Annotated in this window: 24 protein-coding genes and 1 other RNA gene; 15 read left to right on the top strand and 10 right to left on the bottom strand. The window is 29.8% G+C overall.

The genetic code is table 11. From position 1 onward, the window contains the following. Window positions 1–9: 9 nt before the first annotated feature. Complete coding sequence (locus tag P2G10_RS05365) at window positions 10–2,205, bottom strand: ATP-dependent DNA helicase RecQ (RefSeq protein WP_275315539.1); 2,196 nt, start codon at window positions 2,203–2,205, stop codon at window positions 10–12. Window positions 2,206–2,347: 142 nt separating this feature from the next. On the opposite strand from P2G10_RS05365, the gene P2G10_RS05360 reads away from it, so the two are divergent. The 4 genes from P2G10_RS05360 to lptB all read left to right on the top strand — a co-directional run bounded on the left by P2G10_RS05360 (window position 2,348) and on the right by lptB (window position 4,494). Next, entirely contained in the window at window positions 2,348–2,533 is a 186-nt protein-coding gene (locus P2G10_RS05360) for a hypothetical protein (RefSeq protein ID WP_275315538.1), read from the top strand. 1 nt (window position 2,534) lies between these two features. Further along, window positions 2,535–3,359: a twin-arginine translocase subunit TatC gene (gene tatC, locus P2G10_RS05355; protein WP_275315537.1), complete on the top strand. Its 825-nt coding sequence runs from the start codon at window positions 2,535–2,537 to the stop codon at window positions 3,357–3,359. Next, entirely contained in the window at window positions 3,334–3,681 is a 348-nt protein-coding gene (locus tag P2G10_RS05350) for a carboxymuconolactone decarboxylase family protein (protein ID WP_275315536.1), read from the top strand. Before tatC ends, P2G10_RS05350 begins: the two co-directional genes overlap by 26 nt. Window positions 3,682–3,759: 78 nt before the next feature. After that, complete coding sequence (lptB, locus tag P2G10_RS05345; protein ID WP_275315535.1) at window positions 3,760–4,494, top strand: LPS export ABC transporter ATP-binding protein; 735 nt, start codon at window positions 3,760–3,762, stop codon at window positions 4,492–4,494. 64 nt (window positions 4,495–4,558) lie between these two features. Here the strand turns inward: lptB and P2G10_RS05340 are convergent, their stop codons facing one another. After that, the gene (locus P2G10_RS05340; RefSeq protein WP_275315534.1) at window positions 4,559–5,284 is read right to left on the bottom strand and encodes a CDP-alcohol phosphatidyltransferase family protein; all 726 of its coding nucleotides are present in this window, start codon (window positions 5,282–5,284) and stop codon (window positions 4,559–4,561) included. Window positions 5,285–5,386: 102 nt separating this feature from the next. Between P2G10_RS05340 and P2G10_RS05335 the strand changes: the two genes are divergently transcribed. Both P2G10_RS05335 and P2G10_RS05330 read left to right on the top strand, forming a co-directional pair. Next, window positions 5,387–6,364, top strand: coding sequence for a YheT family hydrolase (locus tag P2G10_RS05335; protein WP_275315533.1), 978 nt, complete (start codon window positions 5,387–5,389; stop codon window positions 6,362–6,364). Between the two features lie 83 nt (window positions 6,365–6,447). Continuing rightward, complete coding sequence (locus P2G10_RS05330; protein WP_275315532.1) at window positions 6,448–7,632, top strand: lipoprotein N-acyltransferase Lnb domain-containing protein; 1,185 nt, start codon at window positions 6,448–6,450, stop codon at window positions 7,630–7,632. Here P2G10_RS05330 and aroQ read toward each other — a convergent pair. Both aroQ and P2G10_RS05320 read right to left on the bottom strand, forming a co-directional pair. Then, window positions 7,609–8,025, bottom strand: a complete 417-nt coding sequence (aroQ, locus tag P2G10_RS05325; protein ID WP_275315530.1) for a type II 3-dehydroquinate dehydratase — start codon at window positions 8,023–8,025, stop codon at window positions 7,609–7,611. The genes P2G10_RS05330 and aroQ overlap by 24 nt on opposite strands. Window positions 8,026–8,121: 96 nt before the next feature. Further along, window positions 8,122–8,658, bottom strand: coding sequence for a hypothetical protein (locus P2G10_RS05320; RefSeq protein ID WP_218772582.1), 537 nt, complete (start codon window positions 8,656–8,658; stop codon window positions 8,122–8,124). Window positions 8,659–8,851: 193 nt separating this feature from the next. Between P2G10_RS05320 and P2G10_RS05315 the strand changes: the two genes are divergently transcribed. Further along, on the top strand, window positions 8,852–9,769 hold the full coding sequence (locus P2G10_RS05315) for a tyrosine recombinase (RefSeq protein WP_275315529.1): 918 nt from the start codon (window positions 8,852–8,854) through the stop codon (window positions 9,767–9,769). 98 nt (window positions 9,770–9,867) lie between these two features. On the opposite strand, the gene ffs is transcribed toward P2G10_RS05315, so the two are convergent. After that, window positions 9,868–9,966: signal recognition particle sRNA small type (ffs, locus tag P2G10_RS05310), an RNA gene on the bottom strand. 173 nt (window positions 9,967–10,139) lie between these two features. On the opposite strand from ffs, the gene P2G10_RS05305 reads away from it, so the two are divergent. The 4 genes from P2G10_RS05305 to P2G10_RS05290 all read left to right on the top strand — a co-directional run bounded on the left by P2G10_RS05305 (window position 10,140) and on the right by P2G10_RS05290 (window position 15,272). Continuing rightward, entirely contained in the window at window positions 10,140–10,661 is a 522-nt protein-coding gene (locus tag P2G10_RS05305; protein WP_275315528.1) for a DUF4199 domain-containing protein, read from the top strand. A gap of 79 nt (window positions 10,662–10,740) precedes the next feature. After that, window positions 10,741–11,697, top strand: a complete 957-nt coding sequence (locus P2G10_RS05300) for a glycosyltransferase family 2 protein (protein WP_275315527.1) — start codon at window positions 10,741–10,743, stop codon at window positions 11,695–11,697. Window positions 11,698–11,729: 32 nt separating this feature from the next. After that, window positions 11,730–13,439 (top strand): phospho-sugar mutase, encoded by a 1,710-nt coding sequence (locus tag P2G10_RS05295; RefSeq protein WP_275315526.1) that lies wholly within the window; start codon window positions 11,730–11,732, stop codon window positions 13,437–13,439. Beyond that, window positions 13,440–15,272: an ABC transporter ATP-binding protein gene (locus tag P2G10_RS05290; RefSeq protein WP_275315524.1), complete on the top strand. Its 1,833-nt coding sequence runs from the start codon at window positions 13,440–13,442 to the stop codon at window positions 15,270–15,272. A 51-nt stretch (window positions 15,273–15,323) separates the two neighbouring features. Here the strand turns inward: P2G10_RS05290 and P2G10_RS05285 are convergent, their stop codons facing one another. The 5 genes from P2G10_RS05285 to P2G10_RS05265 are packed head-to-tail and all read right to left on the bottom strand — an operon-like array spanning window position 15,324 to window position 20,063. After that, window positions 15,324–16,745 carry a CCA tRNA nucleotidyltransferase gene (locus P2G10_RS05285; RefSeq protein WP_275315522.1) on the bottom strand — a complete coding sequence of 474 codons (1,422 nt, stop codon included), beginning with the start codon at window positions 16,743–16,745 and terminating at the stop codon, window positions 15,324–15,326. Window positions 16,746–16,749: 4 nt separating this feature from the next. Continuing rightward, window positions 16,750–17,301, bottom strand: coding sequence for an L-threonylcarbamoyladenylate synthase (locus tag P2G10_RS05280; protein ID WP_275315521.1), 552 nt, complete (start codon window positions 17,299–17,301; stop codon window positions 16,750–16,752). After that, complete coding sequence (locus P2G10_RS05275) at window positions 17,291–18,244, bottom strand: Stealth CR1 domain-containing protein (protein WP_275315520.1); 954 nt, start codon at window positions 18,242–18,244, stop codon at window positions 17,291–17,293. The genes P2G10_RS05280 and P2G10_RS05275 overlap by 11 nt, the downstream gene beginning before the upstream one ends. A gap of 28 nt (window positions 18,245–18,272) precedes the next feature. Next, window positions 18,273–19,238 (bottom strand): hypothetical protein, encoded by a 966-nt coding sequence (locus tag P2G10_RS05270; RefSeq protein WP_275315518.1) that lies wholly within the window; start codon window positions 19,236–19,238, stop codon window positions 18,273–18,275. A 9-nt stretch (window positions 19,239–19,247) separates the two neighbouring features. After that, a complete protein-coding gene (locus P2G10_RS05265) occupies window positions 19,248–20,063 on the bottom strand; it encodes a 2,3,4,5-tetrahydropyridine-2,6-dicarboxylate N-succinyltransferase (protein ID WP_275315516.1) in 816 nt (271 codons plus the stop codon). A gap of 117 nt (window positions 20,064–20,180) precedes the next feature. Between P2G10_RS05265 and ruvX the strand changes: the two genes are divergently transcribed. From ruvX to mazG, 4 genes are read left to right on the top strand one after another with little or no spacing between them, the layout of a single operon-like run. Further along, entirely contained in the window at window positions 20,181–20,591 is a 411-nt protein-coding gene (ruvX, locus tag P2G10_RS05260) for a Holliday junction resolvase RuvX (protein WP_218772598.1), read from the top strand. Window positions 20,592–20,644: 53 nt separating this feature from the next. Next, window positions 20,645–21,232: a peptide deformylase gene (def, locus tag P2G10_RS05255; RefSeq protein ID WP_218772599.1), complete on the top strand. Its 588-nt coding sequence runs from the start codon at window positions 20,645–20,647 to the stop codon at window positions 21,230–21,232. 28 nt (window positions 21,233–21,260) lie between these two features. Beyond that, window positions 21,261–21,683 carry a DUF5606 family protein gene (locus P2G10_RS05250; protein ID WP_275315515.1) on the top strand — a complete coding sequence of 141 codons (423 nt, stop codon included), beginning with the start codon at window positions 21,261–21,263 and terminating at the stop codon, window positions 21,681–21,683. A 3-nt stretch (window positions 21,684–21,686) separates the two neighbouring features. After that, the gene (gene mazG, locus P2G10_RS05245) at window positions 21,687–22,466 is read left to right on the top strand and encodes a nucleoside triphosphate pyrophosphohydrolase (RefSeq protein WP_275315514.1); all 780 of its coding nucleotides are present in this window, start codon (window positions 21,687–21,689) and stop codon (window positions 22,464–22,466) included. Window positions 22,467–22,998: the final 532 nt, after the last annotated feature.

Below are 22,998 nucleotides of genomic sequence, written 5' to 3'. Positions count from 1 at the left end.
TAGATTATTTTAATTTGCTATTTCACTTGTAAATTTAATACGCATTAAACGCAATTCATCTTCGTCATAATCACCATCAAATTCATCTAATGCCTCTTGAATTTTATCTGTTTCAGATTCCATAAAATAATCATGTATTTCTTCTTGCTGATCTTCATCTAACAAGTCTTCAACGGCATAATCTATATTTAATTTAGTTCCAGAAAACACAATTGCTTCCATTTCCTTTAACAACTCTGCCATACTTAGCCCTTTTGATTTAGAAATATCCTCTAAAGGTAATTTTCTATCTGTATTTTGAATAATAAAAAGCTTTAATCCAGAATTTACACCTATACTCTTAACGATTAAATCATCAGGGCGCATAATATCATTTTCGGCAACATAACTTGTAATAAGTTTTACAAAATCTTTACCGAATTTCTTAGATTTACCTTCTCCTACACCGTGAACTTTAGACAATTCTTCTAATGTTATTGGGTATTTTAAAGCCATATCATTTAAAGACGGATCTTGAAAAACTGCAAAAGGAGGCACTCCTAAACGCTTACCTACACTTTTACGTAAATCTTTTAACATAGCAACCAATTTAGCATCTACGCCACCTGCTGATTTTTGGTTTGCAATAATTATTCCTGCATCATCTGTAGCATACACATGATTTTCAGTCATCATAAAAGAGGTTGGATTTTTTATAAATTCCTTTCCTTTTTTGGTTAACTTTAAAACACCGTATTGTTCAATTTCTTTCTTAATTAAATCTACCACCAATACCTGACGGATTAACGCCATCCAATAATGATTATTTTTATCTTTTCCGATTCCGAAAAAAGGTTGTGCCGTTGTTTTATGTGATTTTAATAATGCATTTTGCGAACCTATTATTGTATTCACAACCTCTTTAGGCTTATACATTTCGTTAGTATCCCTAATTACAGATAATAATGTTTTTACTTCTTCTTTTGCTTCGTGTTGCTTTTTTGGATTTCTCATATTGTCATCCATTTCTGCTCCTTCTCCGTTTACTGCATCAAACTCTTCGCCAAAATAATGTAATATGTATTTGCGTCTGTTCATAGACGTTTCTGCATAACCAACAACTTCTTGCAGTAATGCATGACCAACTTCCTGTTCTGCTACAGGTTTGTTTGCCATAAACTTCTCTAGTTTTTCTATGTCCTTATATGAGTAAAAAGTTAAACAATACCCTTCTCCTCCATCACGCCCTGCACGACCAGTTTCTTGGTAATAACTTTCTAAACTTTTAGGAATATCATGGTGAATAACGTAACGAACATCTGGCTTATCAATTCCCATACCAAAGGCAATTGTCGCCACAATAACATCACAATCTTCCATCAAAAACATATCTTGATGTCTTGCTCTTTTTTTGGCATCTAATCCGGCATGATAAGGAAGTGCATTAATACCGTTTACTTGTAAAACTTGTGCTATTTCTTCTACCTTTTTACGACTTAAACAGTATATAATTCCGGTTTTACCTATTCGTTGTTTTATAAAACGAATAATATCTTTTTCTACATCTTTAGTCTTTGGTCTAACTTCATAAAATAAATTGGCTCTATTAAACGACGCTTTAAAAACGTTTGCATCACTCATTCCTAAAGTTTTAAGAATATCTTCTTGCACTTTTTCTGTTGCTGTAGCTGTTAAACCAATAATAGGCACATTATCAATCTGTTTGATAATTGTACGTAAGTTTCTATACTCAGGTCTAAAATCATGACCCCATTCCGAAATACAATGCGCTTCATCAATTGCAACAAAAGAGATTGTTTGGCTCCTTAAAAACTCAGCATATTCTTCTTTTACCAAAGATTCAGGCGCAACATATAAAAGTTTTGTTATGCCGTTTTCAATATCTGATTTTACTTGTGCTACTTCCGATTTGTTTAATGAAGAGTTTAGTACATGGGCAATTCCATGTTCTTCAGAAATCCCTCTAATAGCATCTACTTGATTTTTCATCAAAGCTATTAAAGGTGAAACAACTATTGCTGTTCCTTCTTTCATTAATGCTGGCAACTGATAGCAAAGAGATTTCCCTCCGCCAGTAGGCATTATTACGAATGTATTTTCGTTGTTTAAAATACTCTTAACAACTTTTTCTTGTAGACCTTTAAATTGGTTAAAACCAAATATTTTTTTTAATGATCCATATAACTCCGACTGCTCTATATTCATCTCCTAATATCAAAAATTAAAAATGCAAACCAATTTACAAAAAAACTTTACACTAACTAGGTAAATTTTATTTTTATTAAAAAGTTTTCTTCTTAAATATTCTTATTTTTACACTCTATAAATTACTAAAAACTTTTTTAACTTGAAAGACGCAAACGCAATTCTCTCAACAGCAAAAGAAACCATACTTTTAGAAAGTAATGCTATTGCTAATTTAGCAAAATTATTAGATAGTTCGTTTGTTGACGCTTTAAATTTTATTTTCAATTTAAATAATAGTGATGAGTATCATTATTTACATACTTTAATTAAAGAAGATATATTTTAAAATGGCTGTAAAAGAAATGTCTTTTTTAGACCACCTCGAAGAATTAAGATGGCATTTGGTAAGAAGTTTTGCGGCAATTTTTATTGTTGCAGTTCTTATTTTTGCTAATATTAATTTTGTTTTTAACGAAATTTTATTAGCGCATTTAAAACCAGATTTTGCTACTTATCAATTTTTCTGTAATGTATTTACAGCTATAGGTATTGATAGTAGCTTTTGTACTATAAATTTTAAACAAACCCTACAAGCTTTAAACCCTACACAACAATTGATGACCGGTATTTGGTCTTCTTTAATTCTAGGATTTGTAGTTTCTTTTCCTTATATATTATGGGAGTTCTGGCGATTTATAGCTCCCGGATTACATAGCGCTGAAAGAAAAAAATCAAGAGGTTTTATTTTCACTTCTTCATTTTTATTCTTTTTAGGAATCCTTTTTAGTTATTATATTATTTTACCAATGTCTGTATATTTCTTTTACAACTTTGAAATATCTAATGTTATTGAAAATAATTTTAAACTAGAAGCCTATATCGGTTTAATAACAAATACCTTGTTAGGGGTAGCTATCTTTTTCGAACTACCTGTTGTTATCTTTTTTCTAACTAAAATAGGATTGATAACACCTGAATTTTTACGTAAATATCGTAAACACGCATTAGTTGTAGTTTTAGTATTATCAGCAATTATAACACCGCCAGACGTTGCTAGTCAAGTAATCGTTTCGGTACCAATAATGATACTGTATGAAATAAGTATATATGTATCACAATATGTATTAAAAAAACAAAATAAAAAGAATGTCTCAAAAAGTCCAAGAGTTTAACGACTACCGAGCTAAAATGAATGATAAAATTTTAGCTGGTGATAATAAAGTTATCAAACGTATTTTTAATTTAGATACAAACGCTTTTAAAGAAGGTCATTTACCAACAAAAACTAAAGAGTTACTTGGTTTAGTAGCATCTGCAGTTTTACGTTGCGATGATTGTATTGCATACCATTTAGAAACTGCTCATAAAAACGGAGTAACCAAAGAAGAAATGATGGAAACTATGGGTATTGCTACATTAGTTGGTGGAACCATTTTAATTCCGCATTTACGTCGTGCGGTTGAATTTTGGGAATCATTAGAAGAAAATAGTTAACATATTATTAAGCTATCAATTTATAGTTTTTCTGTATTTTAGTACAATCATTTATCAAAAAAAAGCAATTAATAATCAATGAAATTAAGAGCAGATAACATACAAAAGCTTTATGGCAGTAGAAAGGTTGTAAAAGGTATTTCGTTAGAAGTAGAACAAGGAGAAATCATTGGTTTATTAGGCCCAAACGGAGCCGGAAAAACAACTTCTTTTTATATGATTGTTGGAATGGTAAAACCAAATTTTGGTAATATTTATTTAGATAATCAAGAAATTACCGACGATGCAATGTACAAACGTGCTCAAAAAGGAATTGGGTATTTAGCGCAAGAAGCATCTGTTTTTAGAAAATTATCTGTAGAAGATAACATCATGTCGGTTTTAGAATTTACTGACAGATCTAAATCAGAAAGAAAAAAACGTTTAGAAGAATTAATTGATGAATTTAGTTTAGATCATGTTCGTAAAAACCGCGGAGATTTACTTTCTGGTGGTGAACGTCGTAGAACAGAAATTGCACGTTGTTTAGCTTCTGACCCGAAGTTTATTTTATTAGATGAACCTTTTGCGGGTGTAGATCCTATTGCGGTAGAAGATATTCAGGGAATTGTGGCTAAGCTTAAAACAAAAAACATTGGTATTTTAATTACCGATCATGATGTACAAGCTACACTAGCAATTACCGATAGAACTTACTTAATGTATAATGGAAGTATTTTAAAAGAAGGAACTCCCGAAGAATTAGCAGAAGATGAAACTGTACGTCGCGTTTATCTTGGTAAAGATTTCGAACTAAAAAAGAAAAAGTTTTAACGTTAAAACCTACAAAAAAAGGAGCTTAATAGCTCCTTTTTTTTGTTCTATATTTAATTATAAATTACGCTTTCTTTAAATTATTAAACATTGATAATCCTACGTATAATAATATTATTAAAGGCACTGCCACAAATTTAATAACTATTAAAAGTATAATAGACAGTGCTAAAAAGATATATTTTAATGCATTTTCTTTAAATCTGAAGTTTTTAAATTTTAAAGCAAACAACGGAATTTCAGCATTCATTAAAAAAGTTAATAATACTGTTACTGCTATCAAAAAATATTGATTCGTTATTAAATCAATAAAAAAAGATTGATTAGAAAACTCAACTATTAACGGTAAAGAAATCACTAATAATGTCATTGCAGGTGTTGGTAAACCAATAAAAGAATCTGACTGTCTTGTATCAATATTAAAATTAGCCAATCGATAACATGCTCCTAAAGTTAATAACAAACCTATATATGGCAAATTACTACCATTGCCATCTGTTGCAAAATAACTTACTTCATTAACTCCTAAGCTACTAATTAAAAGCTGCAACATTACAATACCTGGCACTACTCCACTTGTTACCATATCAGCCAAGCTATCTAATTGCTTACCTAATTCACCCTGTACATTTAACATTCTAGCTACAAAACCATCAAAAAAATCAAATACAATTCCTGCTGTTACCAAAACAGCGGTTCCTACAAAATCGCCTTTAAGAGCAAAGATTATAGCAATTGTACCACTTAGTAAATTCCCTAATGTTAATAAGTTCGGAATATGTTTTTTCATCGATTTTTAATATTTAAGGCGAAAATAAGAAATCATTTTATCAGTTTTACATTTTACTATTTTTTTATCATATTTGTAAACACTTGCTATAATTCGAAAACCATGCCTATTCTTACTACTGATTTTAATCCGAGTCTTCCTTTTAAAAGTGCACATTTTAACACAATGTATCGTCCTTTGTTTATGAAGGATACAATTAAATACCAACGAAAAAGATTGATCACTTGGGATGCTGATTTTATAGATTTAGACTTTTCTTGTATCGGTTCTAAAACATTAGTGCTGTTAATTCATGGTTTAGAAGGAAGTGCTCAATCTAATTATATGATTACAACCGCCAATCATTTAAATGAAACTGGTTTTGACACAGTTTGCATGAACCTGCGCAGTTGTAGTGGTGAAGATAACCTCTTATTAGAAACCTATCATAGCGGAAAAACAGACGATGTAGATTTTATTATTAAGCACCTTACAGCCAATTATAATTACGAAAATATAATTATTATAGGTTTTAGTCTTGGTGGGAATTTAACTTTAAAATATTTAGGAGAATATGATAATATTCCTACTGAAGTTAAAGGCGGAATTGCTGTTTCTGTTCCTATTGATTTAACAAGTTCACAAGCGGAGTTATTGAAACTAAAAAACAAAATTTATTTAAACGAATTTATAAAGTCTATAAAACTTAAAATGCTTGAAAAAGCAGAAAAGTTTCCTGAATTTAATTTAAATAAAACTTTATTATTTAAAGCAACAAAGTTTCGTCATTTAGAAAAACAATACACAGTGCCTGTCTTCGGATTTAAAAGCTCTGAGGATTACTGGATAAAAGCAAGTGCAAAACCTTATATACCCAAGATAAAAGTACCTTCTTTATTAATAAACTCATTAGATGATAGTTTTTTATCTAAAGAGTGCTATCCTTTTGATGAAGCCAAAAACTCAACTACTTTTCATTTATTAACTCCAAATTACGGTGGCCACGTAGGTTTTATAAGTTCATTTAATGATTCGGATAGTAGATGGATAGAAAATAATATTGTTAAATTTATAAAAGAAAATTTAGGCATTAATCCTTAAAGATAATAGCCTTAATAAATAGTGTTTTTTTAATCTTTATTAAGATATTTGTATTACTAATAATTATTTTTCAGATTCAAGTTATGATAAAAAAAATCACTTTAATTCTTCTATTATTATTTTGTACGAATGCTATTTTCTCGCAAATAGTTGCCACAAAGAGCTTGTCTGAATTTTCGTACATTAGTATCATTACATCTGGCCCTGGAGAGGTTTTATATGAAAAGTTTGGTCATACCGCAATACGGGTTAAAGATCCTGCTACACAACTAGATTTAATATATAATTACGGAATTTTCGATTTTGATAATCCTACTTTTTATGTTGATTTTACAAAAGGATATATGAAGTATAAATTGGTTAAATATCCGTTTTATGTAGCTTTAAAAAGTAGTCAACAAGATAAACGTTGGGTTAAAGAGCAAATTTTAAACTTAACTCAAAATCAGAAGAATGCATTTTTTACTTTTTTAGAAACAAATGCACTCCCTAAAAATGCAGGTTATTTATACGATCCTTATTTTGATAATTGCGCCACCAAACCTCGTGATATTATAAAAAAAGTTTTAGCCGATAATTTAATTTTTAAAGATGATTTTGTTACTGAAAATTTATCTTTAAGACAATTAATGAATAAAGAAATTCATCAAAACACTTGGGGAAGCTTAGGTATTAATGTTGCTTTAGGAAGCAGGTTAGATAAAATTGCTACTGCAAGCGAATATTTATATTTACCTGATTATGTTTTTGAAGCTTTAAATTATGCTAAGGTTTTAAAAGAAGGTAAAGAAGATAATTTAGTCTTAAAAACAATTATTTTATTAGATTTTGAAGAGAAAGAATCAAAAAGTGATGCTGTTAGTCCGTTTTTAATAATTTTACTACTTTCTTTATTTGGCTTATTTATCACCTATAAAGATTACAAAAACAAAAAAAGAACTAAATGGTTAGATTTTTCTTTGTTTTTTACAACAGGAATCATCGGGCTATTAATTGTGTATTTATGGTTTTTCACCAACCACACTACCGCTCCCAATAATTTTAATTTTTTATGGGCTTTTTTTCCAAACTTACTTATTGCTTTCTTTTTGCTAAAGAAAACCACACCAAAATGGATTGCCAAGTATTGTTTAGCACTACTCGCTTTTTTAGGAATAGCAACTATTATTTGGATTACTAAAACTCAATTATTCTCTTTCACCTTAATTCCTTTATTAATTTTACTGGGAATTAGATTTTGGTTTTTACAAAAAACTCTGAATCGCTAATTCGTAACTTTGTAAACCAAAACCTGTAATTACTCCTTTTGCACTGAGAGCAATATAACTAACATGGCGAAAATCTTCGCGAGAATGCACGTTAGAAATATGTACTTCTATAACCGGAGTTTCAATACCTTTTACAGCATCAGCAATACCAACAGATGTATGTGTATAAGCCGCAGCATTTAAAATAACACCATCATAATTAAAACCTACTTCATGTAGTTTATTAATAATTTCTCCTTCTATATTAGATTGATAATAAGCCAACTCAACTGATTTATACTTTTTTTGCAACTCTTTAAAAAAGTCTTCAAAAGAATTTGAACCATAAATTTCAGGCTCACGCTTACCTAACAAATTTAAGTTTGGTCCGTTTATGATAATTATTTTTTTCATGTTTCAAATTTATGAAATAAAAAATAGGCTACTTAAATTTTAAGCATAAAAAAAGGGAGGCATAACTGCTTCCCTTTTTAATAAGTAATTTTATTCTTAGATATGCAAAGCAAACCCAACGTTAAATTGTAATACATTAACTCCGTCGCTATCACCTAAACCTAAGTTATATCTTAATCCTGGCTCAATACTTACCATATCTCCTAAGAAAATAGCATAACCTGCTTGTAATCCTAAGAAAGAAGCATCTGCATCTCCTTGAGAAGCTCCCGAATAATCAATTTGTACAGGAATCATACTACTAATATAATATTTAGCTCCAATTTTGTAAGAAAACTTAGTATCAACACCATCAACACTAGAACCTCCAAAACCTAACCCTAATTTAATAGCTAAATCGTCCATAATAAAGTAACCTCCTTCTAAACCTAAGTTATAAGTTGTTACTGAATCATCTACTCCATCTAAAGATACAGAGTTCAAAGAAAAACCTGTGTTAGAAAGATGAGAAGCATTTGTACCGAAGTTTGTATTTCCTTCGATTAAAAATTTCCCTTTAGCTGTTTGGCCATCTTGTGCATTTGCAGTAAATCCTGCAGCTACCATTGCAATAACTAGTAATACTTTTTTCATAATTTAAATTTTTATTGTTTATTAATTTGTCCGACAAAAATATTTCTTTTTTTAAGACAGGCAAATTTTTTTTTTAAAAAAACTAAATTCATCTACTTTATCAATGTAACTATATAGTTTTTAAATGCTTATTTTTAATTTTTTGTTTACTAATTTTACCGTAAAATATAATAGCTCATCAAGAAAAAATCTAATGAACTGGCTGCAAGCAACATCTGATTACACAAACTATTTAAAAATAGAAAGAGGACTTTCTAAAAACTCTATTGATAGTTATAATAGAGATGTAAAAAAACTAGTTTCGTTTCTTGCTGTGCTTAAAAATAAAAGTTCACCTATATATATAACTTCAGATATTATTCAGGAGTTTATATACGACGCTAGTAAAAGTATCAACTCGAAAAGTCAGGCACGTTTAATTTCTGGTTTGCGAAGTTTTTTTGATTATTTAATTTTTGAAGACTATCGCCAAGACAACCCTACCGATTTAATTGAGAGTCCGAATATTACGCGCAAGCTTCCTGATACTTTAGAAAAACAAGAAGTTGATAACTTAATTGCTGCGATTGATTTAAGTCATCCGCAGGGAGAAAGAAACAAAACCATTATAGAAACCATTTTTAGTTGTGGTTTGCGTGTAAGCGAATTAATCAACCTACAATTATCTGATTTATTTTTTAATGACGGTTACATCCGTGTTTTAGGAAAAGGAAATAAATTCCGTTTTGTCCCCATACATCATACTACCATAAAACGTTTAAATTTTTATATAGATGCGATTCGTTCTAAAATTAATCCGAAGAAAGAAGAAGAGGATATCGTTTTTTTAAACAGGCGAGGAAAACGATTAACGCGACAAATGATTTTTATTATACTAAAGGATTTGGCTATAAAAACCAATCTAAAAAAAAGTATCGGTCCGCATACATTACGCCACTCTTTTGCAACTTATTTATTAAAAAACGGAGCAGATTTACGAGTTATACAACAACTATTAGGACATGAAAGTATTACAACAACCGAAATTTATGTGCATTTAGATACTAGTTATTTAAAAGAAGTAGTAGAATTACATCACCCAAGAAGTGCTATTAATATAAATGATAAATAAAAAAGAGAATTGTTTTTTGCATTTAGATAATAAACGCTGAGAAAACAGTAATGCCAAAAACAATTATGCCCTTTATTTAAAAAAATAAAGGGCATAAAAAAAGGCAAGCTACCTACATCACACTGCTACAACCTAATACCCTTGCTGCGTTCCCGCCCTGGGGGATTCAAAGGGAGCTAGTTGTGTAGGACTTGCCGATGCAAATCTACAGCCTTTTTTGATAAAAACAATGAAAAAAAAACGCTTTTTTTTGTAACATTTTTAACTCTTTGAATACTAATACATTGTTGAGAATCTTTTTTTTCAAAGAACTCGATTCGAAAACAAAATAATATATTTGTTAAACTAACTAAAAATCAATTACACAAACATGGAAAATCAAGCTAACAGTAAAAACATTATTTTAAATTACGGATTATACTTAGGTGGAGTATGTAGTATTGTACATCTTGCAATATGGGCTACTGGAAATTTAATTGAACTTAATTGGATAAATAGTTTAGTTTGGTTTATTGCTCTTATAGTCTTTTTAGTTATTGGCATTAAAAAGTTTAAAGAAGGAAATAATAATTTTATGTCATGGGGGCAAGGATTAAAAATAGGTATGGGAATTGCTATGATAAGTGGTGTTATTTCTGTTATCTATACATTACTTTTCATGAATGTTATTGATCCTGGTTTTCAACAAATAGCAATGGAAGCACAACAACAAGCTTGGTTAGATGGAGGCTTAACAGAAGAACAAGTTGAAAACTTTACTGAATCTGCTAAAAACTTTCAAAGCCCTGCTATGATTGGAGCACTTATTTTAGGTATGTCTGCGTTTTTTGGATTTATTATTTCTGCAATTACAGCTGCAATAATGAAAAATAATGAAGAAGAGCAATATTAAGAATACTTTAAAAAGGTAAAGTTATAAAGTTCACTAAAGACTTTGTAACTTTACCTTTTTAATTATTGCACAAAATACTATGGATATATCGGTAGTAATACCACTTCTTAACGAAGAAGAATCTTTATTAGAATTACACAATTGGATTGCAAAAGTTATGCAATCCAATACTTATTTATATGAAATTATATTTATTGATGATGGTAGCACCGATACTTCTTGGCAAGTAATTGAGCAATTATCATCAAAAAACAGCACCGTAAAAGGAATTCGTTTTCAACGCAACTATGGTAAATCACAAGCTTTAGATGCTGGTTTTAGTTTAGCAAAAGGAAATGTTGTTATTACTATGGATGCCGATTTACAAGACAGCCCTGATGAAATACCTGAATTATACGATTTAATTATTGCCGAAAATTTCGATTTAATTTCTGGTTGGAAAAAGAAACGTTATGATAATGTTGTAACCAAAAACATACCTTCTAAACTATTTAATTGGGCAGCTCGTAAAACATCTGGTTTAGAATTAAATGATTTTAACTGCGGATTAAAAGCCTATAAAAACGAAGTAATAAAAACAGTAAAAGTAAGTGGCGAAATGCACCGATACATTCCTGTTTTAGCAAAAAACGAAGGTTTTAATAATATTGGTGAAAAAGTAGTACAGCATCAAGCACGTAAATACGGTGTTACTAAATTTGGAATGGATCGTTTTGTAAACGGATTTTTAGATTTAATTACCATTTCATTTTTATCAAAATTTGGTAAACGACCAATGCACTTTTTTGGTCTTTGGGGAAGCTTAATGTTCATATTTGGCTTCTTTGCTGCTTTTTTTATCGGAATTATGAAAATATACCGTTTATCTACAGGTATAAAAACCATTTTGGTAACCAATAATCCTTGGTTTTATATTGCTTTAACTTCTATGATTTTAGGAACCTTATTGTTCTTGGCAGGTTTTTTAGGAGAATTAATTATTAAAAGTAATACGCAACAAAAGCACTACAAGATTAAAGAAAAAATAAACTTTTAAAACGCGTATCTTTGTACGTTTTAACTTGACACATGAAAGAGATTTTAAACAAAGCAAAATTATGGTTATCTGATACATTCGATTCAGAAACTAGAAAAGAAATTCAACAACTAATCGACACTAATTCTGACGATTTAGCAGATCGATTTTATAAGAACTTAGAATTCGGTACAGGCGGAATGCGCGGTATTGTTGGCGCAGGAGTCAACCGAATAAACAAATATACTTTAGGTAAAGCAACACAAGGTTTAAGTAATTATTTACATCAAACGTATCCTAACAAAGAAATAAAAGTTGCCATTGGTTACGATTGTCGCCACGATAGTAAATGGTTAGCTAAAGTAGTTGCTGATGTATTTTCAGCAAATAATATTAAGGTATTTCTTTTTGAAGATCTACGCCCTACTCCCGAATTATCTTTTGCCGTAAATCATTTAGGTTGCGATGTTGGTATCGTATTAACAGCATCACATAACCCACCAGAATATAACGGTTATAAAGTATATTGGTCTGACGGAGGACAAATTGTACCGCCACAAGACACCGCTATTATTGATGAAGTAAATTCATTAGCTTATACCGATGTTAATTTTAATGCCAATGAAGATTTAATTTCTACAATAGGCAATGAAGTTGATGAAGCATTTTGGCAAGCATCGATTAAAAACGGAACCTTTAATGTAAAAGGTCGTAAAGATTTAAAAATTGTTTTCACCAATTTACACGGAACGGCCATTAAGTTAATTCCCGAAGTTTTAAAACGTGCTGGTTATACACAAGTTCATATTGTAGCCGAACAAGCAGAACCTAACGGAAGTTTCCCTACCGTAAAATCGCCAAACCCTGAAGAACCAGCTGCTTTAAAAATGGCGGTTGATTTGGCTAATAAAGTTGATGCGGATATCGTTTTAGGAACAGATCCAGATTCTGATAGAATTGGTATTGCTGTGCGTGATTTAGAAGGTAACATGAAATTATTAAACGGAAATCAGACTATGAGTATGATGACCGACTTTTTAATTAATGATTGGAAAAATAAAGGCAAATTAAACGGAAAACAGTTTGTAGGTTCTACCATCGTTTCTACGAATTTAGTAAACGAAATTGCAACTTCTTACGGTGTAGAAACTAAAGTTGGTTTAACCGGTTTTAAGTGGATTGCTAAAATGATTAAAGACTACCCTGAATTAGATTTTATTGGTGGTGGTGAAGAAAGTTTTGGCTATATGGTTGGTGATTTTGTTCGCGATAAAGATGCGGTTACCTCTGCCCTATTGGCTTGTGAAATAGCTTCAAATGCAAAAGCAAATAATAGTTCTTTTTATGAAGAATTGTTGGCATTATATACACGTCATCATTTTTATAAAGAACACTTAATTTCTATTGTTAAAAAAGGAATGGACGGTGCGCAACAAATCAAACAAATGATGGTTGATTTACGTAAGAATCCGTTTACTGAAATAGACAATGCTAAAGTGGAATACTTATACGATTATCAATCATCTATAAAAAAGAATTTAATTACAGGTGAAGAAACGGTTATGGATATTCCGAAATCTAATGTATTGATTTATCAAACTACAGATGGAACTAAAATGGCAGCTCGTCCTAGCGGAACAGAACCTAAAATTAAGTTTTATTTTAGTGTAAAATCAAAATTAGATACTGTAGAAAATGCCGTAACTATTGAAAAAGCATTAGATGTAAAAATTCAACGAATTATAAAAGAATTAAATTTGTAAATGACCTATTTAAAACGTTTTTTTAAATACGCAAAACCGTATAAATCATTAGGAATATTAAGTATTATTCTTAATATTTTGTATGCTTTATTTACTACGCTATCATACATTATATTAATGCCTACTTTAAATATACTATTTGGAGAAACGCCTAAAGTATATTTAAAACCTATTTATAAGGGGTTTAGTGAATCATTAAACAAAGACTATCTAAGTGATTTATTAAATTACTTCGTTACTTACACTAATGAAAATTATGGACAAGAAACAACGTTACTATATGTAGTAATAGCTGTAGTTGCAGTTTTCTTGCTAAAGAATTTGTTTGGTTACCTAGGGCAATTAGCAATGGTTTTTCTAAAAAACAACGTGTTAAAAGACCTAAGAACAACTATTTACAACAAAATAATAACGCTCCCATTGGCCTTTTTCTCAAATCAAAACAAAGGAGATATTATAGCTCGTAGTACCAATGATGTTAATACAATTAACAATTCATACCTTAATTTGATTATAACTTTTATTAGAGAACCATTAAATATTGTTTTTACGTTATTTTTTATGATTTCAACAAGCTGGGAATTATCTATTTTTATTTTTACTTTCATTCCTATTTCTGGTTTAGCTATCTCATTTATAAGTAAAAAAATAAAACAACAGTCTGGTGAAATTTCTCATAAGATTGGTGGTCTTTTAAGTATTCTAGAAGAAAGTATTTCTGGTTTAAAAATTATCAAAGCATTTAACGCTGAACAATTATTTTCTTCAAAGTTTAATACTCAAACAGAAGACATTCGCTTATTATCTAATAAAATGAGTAAAAAAGAAACGCTAGCAAGCCCTATGAGCGAATTTTTAGGTGTAATTACGATTGCTGGCCTTCTTTGGTATGGTGGTAAAATGGTTTTGATTGATGAAACCTTATTGGGAGGAACTTTTATCGGTTTTATGGCTGCTGCATATAATATACTTACGCCTGCTAAGGCTATGGCAAAGGCTAATAATAATATTAAAATAGGAAATGCTGCGGCACAAAGAATATTTGAAATTATAGATACTGAGAATGAATTAACAGATATTAATAACGCTAAAGAATTAACTGAATTTAATAATACGGTTGAATTTAAGAATATCTCTTTTATGTATGATGACACATATGTATTAGAAGATTTTTCATTAACAATACCTAAAGGTAAAACAGTAGCATTGGTTGGGCAATCTGGAAGTGGAAAATCTACACTTGCAAATTTAATTACTCGTTTTTACGATGTTAACAAAGGTGATATTCTTATAGACGGAAATAACATAAAAAATATTTCTAAAAAATCGTTAAGAGGTTTAACTGGTATTGTTGCTCAAGATTCAACCTTGTTTAATGATACTATCGCTAATAATATTAAATTAAGTAAACCATCTGCTACAGAAAAAGAAATTGAAGATGCCGCCATAATAGCAAATGCTGAAGAATTTATTAAAGATTTACCACTAAAATATAATACAATAATAGGAGATCGCGGTAGCTCACTTTCAGGAGGACAACAGCAAAGAATTGCAATTGCCAGAGCTGTTTTAAAAAATCCGCCTATAATGATTCTAGATGAAGCAACATCTGCTTTAGATACAGAATCTGAGCAATTAGTTCAGGTTGCTTTAGAAAAAATGATGAAAAATAGAACTTCTTTAATAATTGCGCATCGATTATCAACAATTCAAAAAGCTGATAATATTGTTGTAATGAAAAAAGGAAGAATTGTAGAACAAGGTAAACATGAGGAATTACTTGTCAAGAAAGGAGAGTATTTTAAACTTGTTACAATGCAATCATTAACATAAATAAAAAAGGGAAGTTTTTAAAAACTTCCCTTTTTTATTACTTATAACTTCTTAATTATTTTCTAAACCTAACTTCTTACCTTTTTCTATCATATATTGATAACAGGCTTCGTGTTCATTAGGAATTTCACCCTCTAAAATAGCTTCTTTTATGGCTTCTTTAATCTGACCTATCTCTCTACATGGATTTAAATTAAAGGCTTTCATAATTTCTTCTCCCGTAATAGGTGGTTGGAAATTACGAACTTTATCACGCTCTTCTACTTCTTTAATTTTTTCACGAACAAGTTCGAAGTTTTTATGATAGCGCGTAAACTTCTTTGAGTTTTTAGTTGTTATATCAGCTTCACATAACGTCATTAAGCTATCTACATCTTCACCTGCATCAAAGACTAATCTTCTTACAGCCGAATCTGTTACATCACTTGCTAACACAATTGGTCGAGAACTTAACATGACCATTTTCTGAACAAATTTCATTTTGTTATTCAATGGCATTTTTAAGCGTTTAAATAATTTAAAAACCATTTTAGAACCTACAAATTCATGTGCATGAAACGTCCAACCTTGTTTTTTATGATAACGTTTTGTTGGTGCTTTACCAATATCGTGCAATAAAGCAGCCCAGCGAAGCCAAACATGTTCAGTATTTTCTGATATATTATCAACCACTTCTAAAGTATGATAAAAATTATCTTTATGCTTCTGTCCTTCTACCTCTTCTACTCCTTTTAATGCTGTTAATTCAGGAATAATTCGCTCTAAAAGTTCTGTTTGTTCTAATAGTAAAAATCCTACAGAAGGTTTAGTCGATTCTAATATTTTATTTAATTCAACAATTATTCGTTCTTTCGTAATAATATTTATTCTTTTTGAATTCTTAGCAATGGCACTTAAAGATTCTGCTTCAATTACAAAGTTTAATTGAGAAGCAAAGCGAATAGCACGCATCATACGCAACGGATCATCAGAATAAGTGATATCAGGATCTAAAGGTGTTTTAATTATTTTAGCTTCTAAATCTGATATTCCATCAAAAGGATCTAATAAAAGTCCAAATGATTCTTTATTTAAGCTCAAAGCCAAAGCATTTATAGTAAAATCACGCCTGTTTTGATCATCTTTAAGTGTGCCCGGTATTACTTCAGGATTTCTACTATCTTCTGTATAAGACTCTTTACGAGCGCCTACAAATTCTATTTCAACATCTTGAAAACGTAACATTGCTGTTCCGTATGTCTTAAAAATCTGAACTTTTGGTTTATTTGGTAATAGCGAAGCTACTTTTTCTGCTAACTCAATTCCGCTACCAACAGCAACGACATCTATATCTTTTGCAGTACCTCTTTGTAAAATGAAATCTCGTACAAAACCACCAATTACATAACTTTCTAATTGTAATTCTTCGGTTGCTTTACTTATATATTGAAATATTTCAGCAGAAATTGCTTCTTTAAAATATTGTTCTTGCATCTAATTATTCTCTTATCACAATAACAGAATCACCATCTATCTTTAAAATTGTAGATGATTTTTCTGTTGTATTATCTTCCTGCAAATCTACCACATAATCTACACTTTTTAAAATCGATTTACTTATATCTATAAATGATTTTGGTGTAGATGCACCACTAATATTTGCAGATGTAGACACAATAGGTTTACCAAACTCTTTTATTAATTGCAAACAAAAATCATTTTTTGGTATTCTAATAGCAATCGTGTTATCTGAAGCAATTGTATTTTTTGCTAAGTTTTTAGGGCTATGATATATGATTGTAGTTGGTTTTGTTGTATTTTCTAACACATCCAATGCTATTTGAGGAACAACTTTAACATATTCCTTTAGCATTTCTATAGAAGAAACTAGAATAATTAAACTTTTAGATTCTTCTCTTTTTTTAATTTTATATATTTTTTTAACAGCAACTTCATTTGTAGCATCACAGCCAATACCCCAAACAGTATCTGTTGGGTAGAGGATTGTTTTACCTTGCTTTAAGGTATTTAAAATTTTATTAAAGTTCATTTACAAAGTTGGAATCTAATTTTTTGTCAATCCATTTTAATAAATACCTTAATTTTCGCTTGTTCACGGTTTCAAGACTTTGAAGACATAAGAATTTTTTTTTATCTCCTTTTAAATCAGTTTTAAAAGTTCTTTTTAAAATCTTATACCAACTATAATCATGAGTATACGTCAAAGCTAATTCACTTTTTAAAACAGCTGTGTTATTTTTTATTTCAATATGGTTTATTAAACATTGTAATAAAAATTGGTCCTTACTTCTAAACTTATATTTTAAATTTTTCTCTAGTAAATCTTTATTTTCATTAAAAAAAGTTTGAATAGTGGATTTTCTTAGAGGGTAAGGTGTATGATGAAAATTATAATATTTTTTAAAACCTAATATACTTGCTGAATACTCTTTTGCATATTGATGAGTTGCTTCTCCTTCAATAGAATTAAATTTAGCGCTAGTAAATTCTTTATTTGATTTCCAATGTCCCCTTAATATAGGTTCACCGTCAATAAAAAAATCACTAGGTATTGTTTTATTAATTATAAAAAAATCGTCATTTAAATAAAGAAAATGTTCTGATAAATCTTCAATACGATATATTAAAGCTTCAATACTTCTATTATTAAACGTTGGTAGATACTTTTCATTCCCTATAAAAATATCTTTATGATCAATTAACTTTAAATTAATATTATTTTTTTCAGCTAATTCTTTTAACTCATTGAAATTTTTAGGCTTTTGATTATCTGTTACTAAAAAAATATTCCTTACAAAGGAAGCGTTTTTTATTACAGATGTTATCGAGATTTCTATTTCATTTATTGAATTATACCTTGTAGATTCTTCTTTGTCTTCCCAATCAATTTTATTTTCTAAATATTGATTAATTTTATTTCTCCAAACATCATCGGAACTATTTACCCATAAAATTACTACATCTATATCCATGTTATACTTTTAATTTAAAACAAATATTTTATACATCATCTGCAAAATTAGAATTTAATTTTTTATCAATCCATTTTAGTAAAAATCTTAATTTTCGTTTACTAATAGTCTCTAGGCTTTGAAGACATAAAAACAATACTTTATCCTCTTTTAAATCAGTCTTAACAGTTTTTTTTAAAATCTTATACCAATTATATTTATGGGTATAAAAAAGTGATAAACTTTTAGTTAAAGTACAAGTTCCATTTTTTATTTCTATGTGATTAGCTAAACCTTGTAAAAGAAACTGATCTTTATGTCTAAATCTATGCTTAATGTTATTTACTAATAACTTAGGATTTTCTTCAAAAAAAGAATGAATTGTAGTTTTTCTTAAAGGATATGGTGTATGGTGAATATTAAAATGCTTGTCAAACCCTAATACCTTAGCTGTATCTTCTTTTACATACCTATGGCAAAAAATTCTTTTCTTTTTATTCGAATTCAATAGTCTTTTATACCATGTATGTTCATCAAATTCTAACCATCTTCCCCTTAAAACAGGATATTGATCAATAAAAAAATCAGAAGGTTTTGTTTTATTTATTAAAAACATATCATCATTAAAATACACGAAATGCTCTGAGAGATTTGGTATTCTATAAAGCATTGTTTCAATTGTTTGTGAATTAAATGTTGGTAAATACTCTTCATATCCCATAAAAATTATGCTATGATCAATTAACTCTATGTTAACATTCAAACTCAAAGCTTTTTTCTTTAGATTCTCAAAATTTTTTGGTTGTTGATTATCTGTAACTACATATATATTTTTAATAAAGGTTGCTAATTTAAGTATAGACACTATTGATATTTCTATTTCATTTATAGAGTTATATCTTGTAGAGTCTTTTTTGTTATTCCAATCAATCTTTTTATCTATGTGTTCATTAATTTTACCCCTCCAAGCCTCGTCAGAGCTATCAACCCAAGTAATTACTGCATCTATTTGCATAAAACTAAATTATACCGCTACATCATACTCCCTAAGAGCATCATTTAACGAAGTTTTTTTATTAGTACTTTCTTTACGCTTACCAATTATTAGAGCACAAGGAACTTGATATTCTCCTGCTGCAAATTTTTTGGTATAACTACCTGGAATTACTACTGAGCGAGCAGGAACTACACCTTTCATTTCGACAGGTTCATCACCAGTAACATCAATAATTTTTGTACTCATTGTTAATACAACGTTTGCACCTAAAACGGCTTCTTTTTCTACTCTAACTCCCTCAACAACAATACAACGAGAACCAATAAACGCTCCGTCTTCTATAATAACTGGGGCAGCTTGTAGAGGCTCTAAAACACCACCAATTCCTACTCCACCTGATAAATGTACATTTTTACCAATTTGTGCACAAGAACCTACTGTTGCCCAAGTATCCACCATTGTACCTTCATCTACATAAGCACCAATATTTACATAACTTGGCATTAAAATAGTTCCTGCAGAAATATATGCTCCATGTCTTGCTACAGCATTTGGCACAACACGTATTCCTTTTTCTTTAAAGTTTCTTTTTAACGGAATTTTATCATGGTACTCAAAAATACCAGCTTCCAAAGTTTCCATTTTTTGAATAGGGAAATATAACACAACCGCTTTTTTAACCCATTCATTTACTTGCCACCCATTATCAGTTGGTTTTGCTACACGTAACTCACCAGCATCTAATAAATCAACAACTTTTCTAATCGCATTAATCGTGTTTTCTTCTTTTAATAAATCACGGTCATTCCATGCTTTTTCTATAATATCTTGTAATTCTGTCATTTCTATAATTTTCTACAAATATAAAATCTCTAATTCAATATAATGCGAAGATACATTTTTTAAACAGATGCTTGTAGCATGTTTAAAATCTGTATTTTTGCATAAAAACAAACTAGTTTGGGAAGAGTTTTAGCCATAGATTTCGGAAAAAAAAGAACAGGTATTGCTGTTACTGATGAATTGCAAATTATTGCCTCAGGGTTAACAACTATCAGTACCAAAGAGTTAATTCCTTTTTTAAAAGAATATATTAAAAAAGAAAATGTAGAGTTATTTATTATCGGAAAGCCAAAACAAATGGACAATTCTGATAGTGAAAGTGAAGCTTTGATTTTACCTTTTTTACAGAAACTAGCAAAAGCTATTCCTACTATATCAATAAAAAGAGAAGATGAACGTTTTACTTCTAAAATGGCTTTTCAAACAATGATTGATAGCGGTTTGAATAAAAAACAACGTCAGAACAAAGCTTTAGTAGACGAAATAAGCGCTACAATCATTTTACAGTCGTATTTGTACAACAAATAATTTTATAGACAAACGATTCTTTGTATTTTCGCAATCCTTAAAAAATTTAAAAAATGATTTTACCCATTGTTGCTTACGGAGATCCCGTATTACGTAAAGTAGGAAAAGAGATCGATAAAGAGTATCCGCAGTTAGAAAAACTAATTGCCGATATGAAAGAAACAATGTATAATGCACAAGGTGTAGGTTTAGCCGCTCCGCAAATAGGAAAAGACATTCGTTTGTTTTTAATTGATGCTTCTCCTTTCGCAGATGATGAAGATTTATCAGAAGAAGATAGAAAAGTTTTAGAAACCTTTAATCGCGTTTTTATAAATGCAAAAATAATTAAAGAAGAAGGTGAAGAATGGGCTTTTAGCGAAGGTTGTTTAAGTATTCCTGATGTTCGTGAAGATGTTTTTCGTCAAGAAACAATTACGATCGAGTATCAAGATGAAAACTTCGAAAAGCACACTGAAGTTTTAGGCGGTTTAGCTGCGCGTGTTTTTCAGCATGAATACGATCATATTGATGGTGTTTTATTCACAGACAAACTTTCTTCATTAAAAAAGAGGTTGATCAAAAAGAAATTAGAAAACATATCAAAAGGAAAAGTACAAGCTGGTTACAGAATGCGCTTCCCTAATGCCAAAAGAAAATAGTCTATCAAGACATTAAAAATATTATAATATGGAATTTAATAAAATTATTGCAGTTACTGGTAAACCAGGATTATTTCAAATCTTATCTCAAACAAAAACAGGGGTAATCGTAAGATCTATTGTAGATGGAAAGCGTTTTCCTATTACAGCAACACACAATGTTAGTTTATTAGAAAACATTGCAATTTATACATACGAAGAAGAAGTGCCTTTAGCTGTTGTACTTAAAAATATGGCTGATAAAGAAGATGGTAAAGAAGGAATTTCTCACAAAGAAAGCAATGCAAAATTAACGGCTTATTTTAGTGAAATTTTACCAGGTTATGACGAAGAACGTGTATATGCTTCTAACATTAAAAAAGTAATTCAATGGTATAATACTTTAGCACAGTCGGAATTTGACTTTAGTTCTTTAGATAAAGTAGCAACTTCCGAAGAAGAAGAAAAATAAATCATGAATACTCGTAAGCAGCAATTAGACGCCTTTAACCGTTTGTTAGATATTATGGATGAACTTCGTGAGAAGTGTCCGTGGGATAAAAAACAAACCTTAGAAAGTCTCCGTCATTTAACTATTGAAGAAACTTACGAACTAGGAGATGCTATTCTAGACAATGATTTACAAGAAATAAAAAAAGAATTAGGCGATGTGTTATTACACATCGTCTTTTATGCTAAAATAGGTAGCGAAAAACAAGCTTTTGATATTGCTGATGTTGCTAATTCTATTTCTGATAAATTAATTCACCGCCACCCACATATTTATGGTGATGTTGAAGTTAAAAATGAAGAAGAAGTAAAAAAGAATTGGGAAAAACTAAAGCTAAAAGAAGGAAAAACGTCTGTTTTAGAAGGTGTTCCTAAAAGTTTACCTGCACTGGTAAAAGCAAGTCGAATTCAAGAAAAAGTTGCTGGTGTTGGCTTTGATTGGGAAGAACCACAACAAGTTTGGGAAAAGGTACAAGAAGAAATAGCTGAGCTAAACGAAGAAATAAAAGCAAATAATCAAGAAAACATCGAAAAAGAATTTGGAGATGTGTTATTTTCTATGATTAACTACGCGCGTTTTATTAAAGTGAATCCCGAAAATGCTTTAGAAAAAACGAATAAAAAATTTATTAACCGTTTTAAATATTTAGAAGAAGCTGCTAAAAAAGAAGGCAAGGAACTTTCTGACATGACTTTAGGTGAAATGGATGTGCATTGGGAAAATTCGAAAGAATTTTTCAGATAACACTTTGTCATTGCGAACAAAGTGAAGCAATCTCTATTTCAACAAAATAAACTTTCTTAAACTTCTCTCTTTAAGCTTCTCTAGTAAAAAGATTACTTCGTCATACTTCCTCGTAATGACGTATAGAATTCGTCATTGCAAACAAAGTGAAGCAATCTCTATTTCAACAAAATAAACTTTCTTAAAACTACTCTTTATTGTTTTGATTTGAAAGATTACTTCGTCATTCTTTCTCATAATGATATCTAAATTTCGTCATTGCGAACGAAGTGAAGCAATCTGTAAATTGATAAAAAATATTACTTCATCATACTTTCTCGTAATGACGTATAAAATTCGTCATTACGAACAAAGTGAAGCAATCTCTATTTCAACAAAATAAACTTTCTTAAACTTCTCTTTAAGCTTCTCTAGTAAAAAGATTACTTCGTCATACTTCCTCGTAATGACGTATGAATTGTCATTACAAACAAAGTAAAGCAATCTCTATTTCAACAAAATAAACTTTCTTAAACTTCTCTCTTTAAGCTTC

The sequence above is a fragment of the Tenacibaculum bernardetii genome (genome assembly GCF_029125915.1).
In the GTDB taxonomy this organism is placed as follows: domain Bacteria; phylum Bacteroidota; class Bacteroidia; order Flavobacteriales; family Flavobacteriaceae; genus Polaribacter; species Polaribacter bernardetii.
This window is presented reverse-complemented; position numbering and strand designations above follow the sequence as displayed.

Coding starts and splice junctions, on each gene's coding strand:
- P2G10_RS05365 (WP_275315539.1), bottom strand. CDS start 2,205: ATGAATATAGAGCAGTCGGAGTTATATGGATCATTAAAAAAAATATTT.
- tatC (WP_275315537.1), top strand. CDS start 2,535: ATGGCTGTAAAAGAAATGTCTTTTTTAGACCACCTCGAAGAATTAAGA.
- P2G10_RS05350 (WP_275315536.1), top strand. CDS start 3,334: ATGTCTCAAAAAGTCCAAGAGTTTAACGACTACCGAGCTAAAATGAAT.
- lptB (WP_275315535.1), top strand. CDS start 3,760: ATGAAATTAAGAGCAGATAACATACAAAAGCTTTATGGCAGTAGAAAG.
- P2G10_RS05340 (WP_275315534.1), bottom strand. CDS start 5,284: ATGAAAAAACATATTCCGAACTTATTAACATTAGGGAATTTACTAAGT.
- P2G10_RS05335 (WP_275315533.1), top strand. CDS start 5,387: ATGCCTATTCTTACTACTGATTTTAATCCGAGTCTTCCTTTTAAAAGT.
- P2G10_RS05330 (WP_275315532.1), top strand. CDS start 6,448: ATGATAAAAAAAATCACTTTAATTCTTCTATTATTATTTTGTACGAAT.
- aroQ (WP_275315530.1), bottom strand. CDS start 8,025: ATGAAAAAAATAATTATCATAAACGGACCAAACTTAAATTTGTTAGGT.
- P2G10_RS05320 (WP_218772582.1), bottom strand. CDS start 8,658: ATGAAAAAAGTATTACTAGTTATTGCAATGGTAGCTGCAGGATTTACT.
- P2G10_RS05315 (WP_275315529.1), top strand. CDS start 8,852: ATGAACTGGCTGCAAGCAACATCTGATTACACAAACTATTTAAAAATA.
- P2G10_RS05305 (WP_275315528.1), top strand. CDS start 10,140: ATGGAAAATCAAGCTAACAGTAAAAACATTATTTTAAATTACGGATTA.
- P2G10_RS05300 (WP_275315527.1), top strand. CDS start 10,741: ATGGATATATCGGTAGTAATACCACTTCTTAACGAAGAAGAATCTTTA.
- P2G10_RS05295 (WP_275315526.1), top strand. CDS start 11,730: ATGAAAGAGATTTTAAACAAAGCAAAATTATGGTTATCTGATACATTC.
- P2G10_RS05290 (WP_275315524.1), top strand. CDS start 13,440: ATGACCTATTTAAAACGTTTTTTTAAATACGCAAAACCGTATAAATCA.
- P2G10_RS05285 (WP_275315522.1), bottom strand. CDS start 16,745: ATGCAAGAACAATATTTTAAAGAAGCAATTTCTGCTGAAATATTTCAA.
- P2G10_RS05280 (WP_275315521.1), bottom strand. CDS start 17,301: ATGAACTTTAATAAAATTTTAAATACCTTAAAGCAAGGTAAAACAATC.
- P2G10_RS05275 (WP_275315520.1), bottom strand. CDS start 18,244: ATGGATATAGATGTAGTAATTTTATGGGTAAATAGTTCCGATGATGTT.
- P2G10_RS05270 (WP_275315518.1), bottom strand. CDS start 19,238: ATGCAAATAGATGCAGTAATTACTTGGGTTGATAGCTCTGACGAGGCT.
- P2G10_RS05265 (WP_275315516.1), bottom strand. CDS start 20,063: ATGACAGAATTACAAGATATTATAGAAAAAGCATGGAATGACCGTGAT.
- def (WP_218772599.1), top strand. CDS start 20,645: ATGATTTTACCCATTGTTGCTTACGGAGATCCCGTATTACGTAAAGTA.
- P2G10_RS05250 (WP_275315515.1), top strand. CDS start 21,261: ATGGAATTTAATAAAATTATTGCAGTTACTGGTAAACCAGGATTATTT.
- mazG (WP_275315514.1), top strand. CDS start 21,687: ATGAATACTCGTAAGCAGCAATTAGACGCCTTTAACCGTTTGTTAGAT.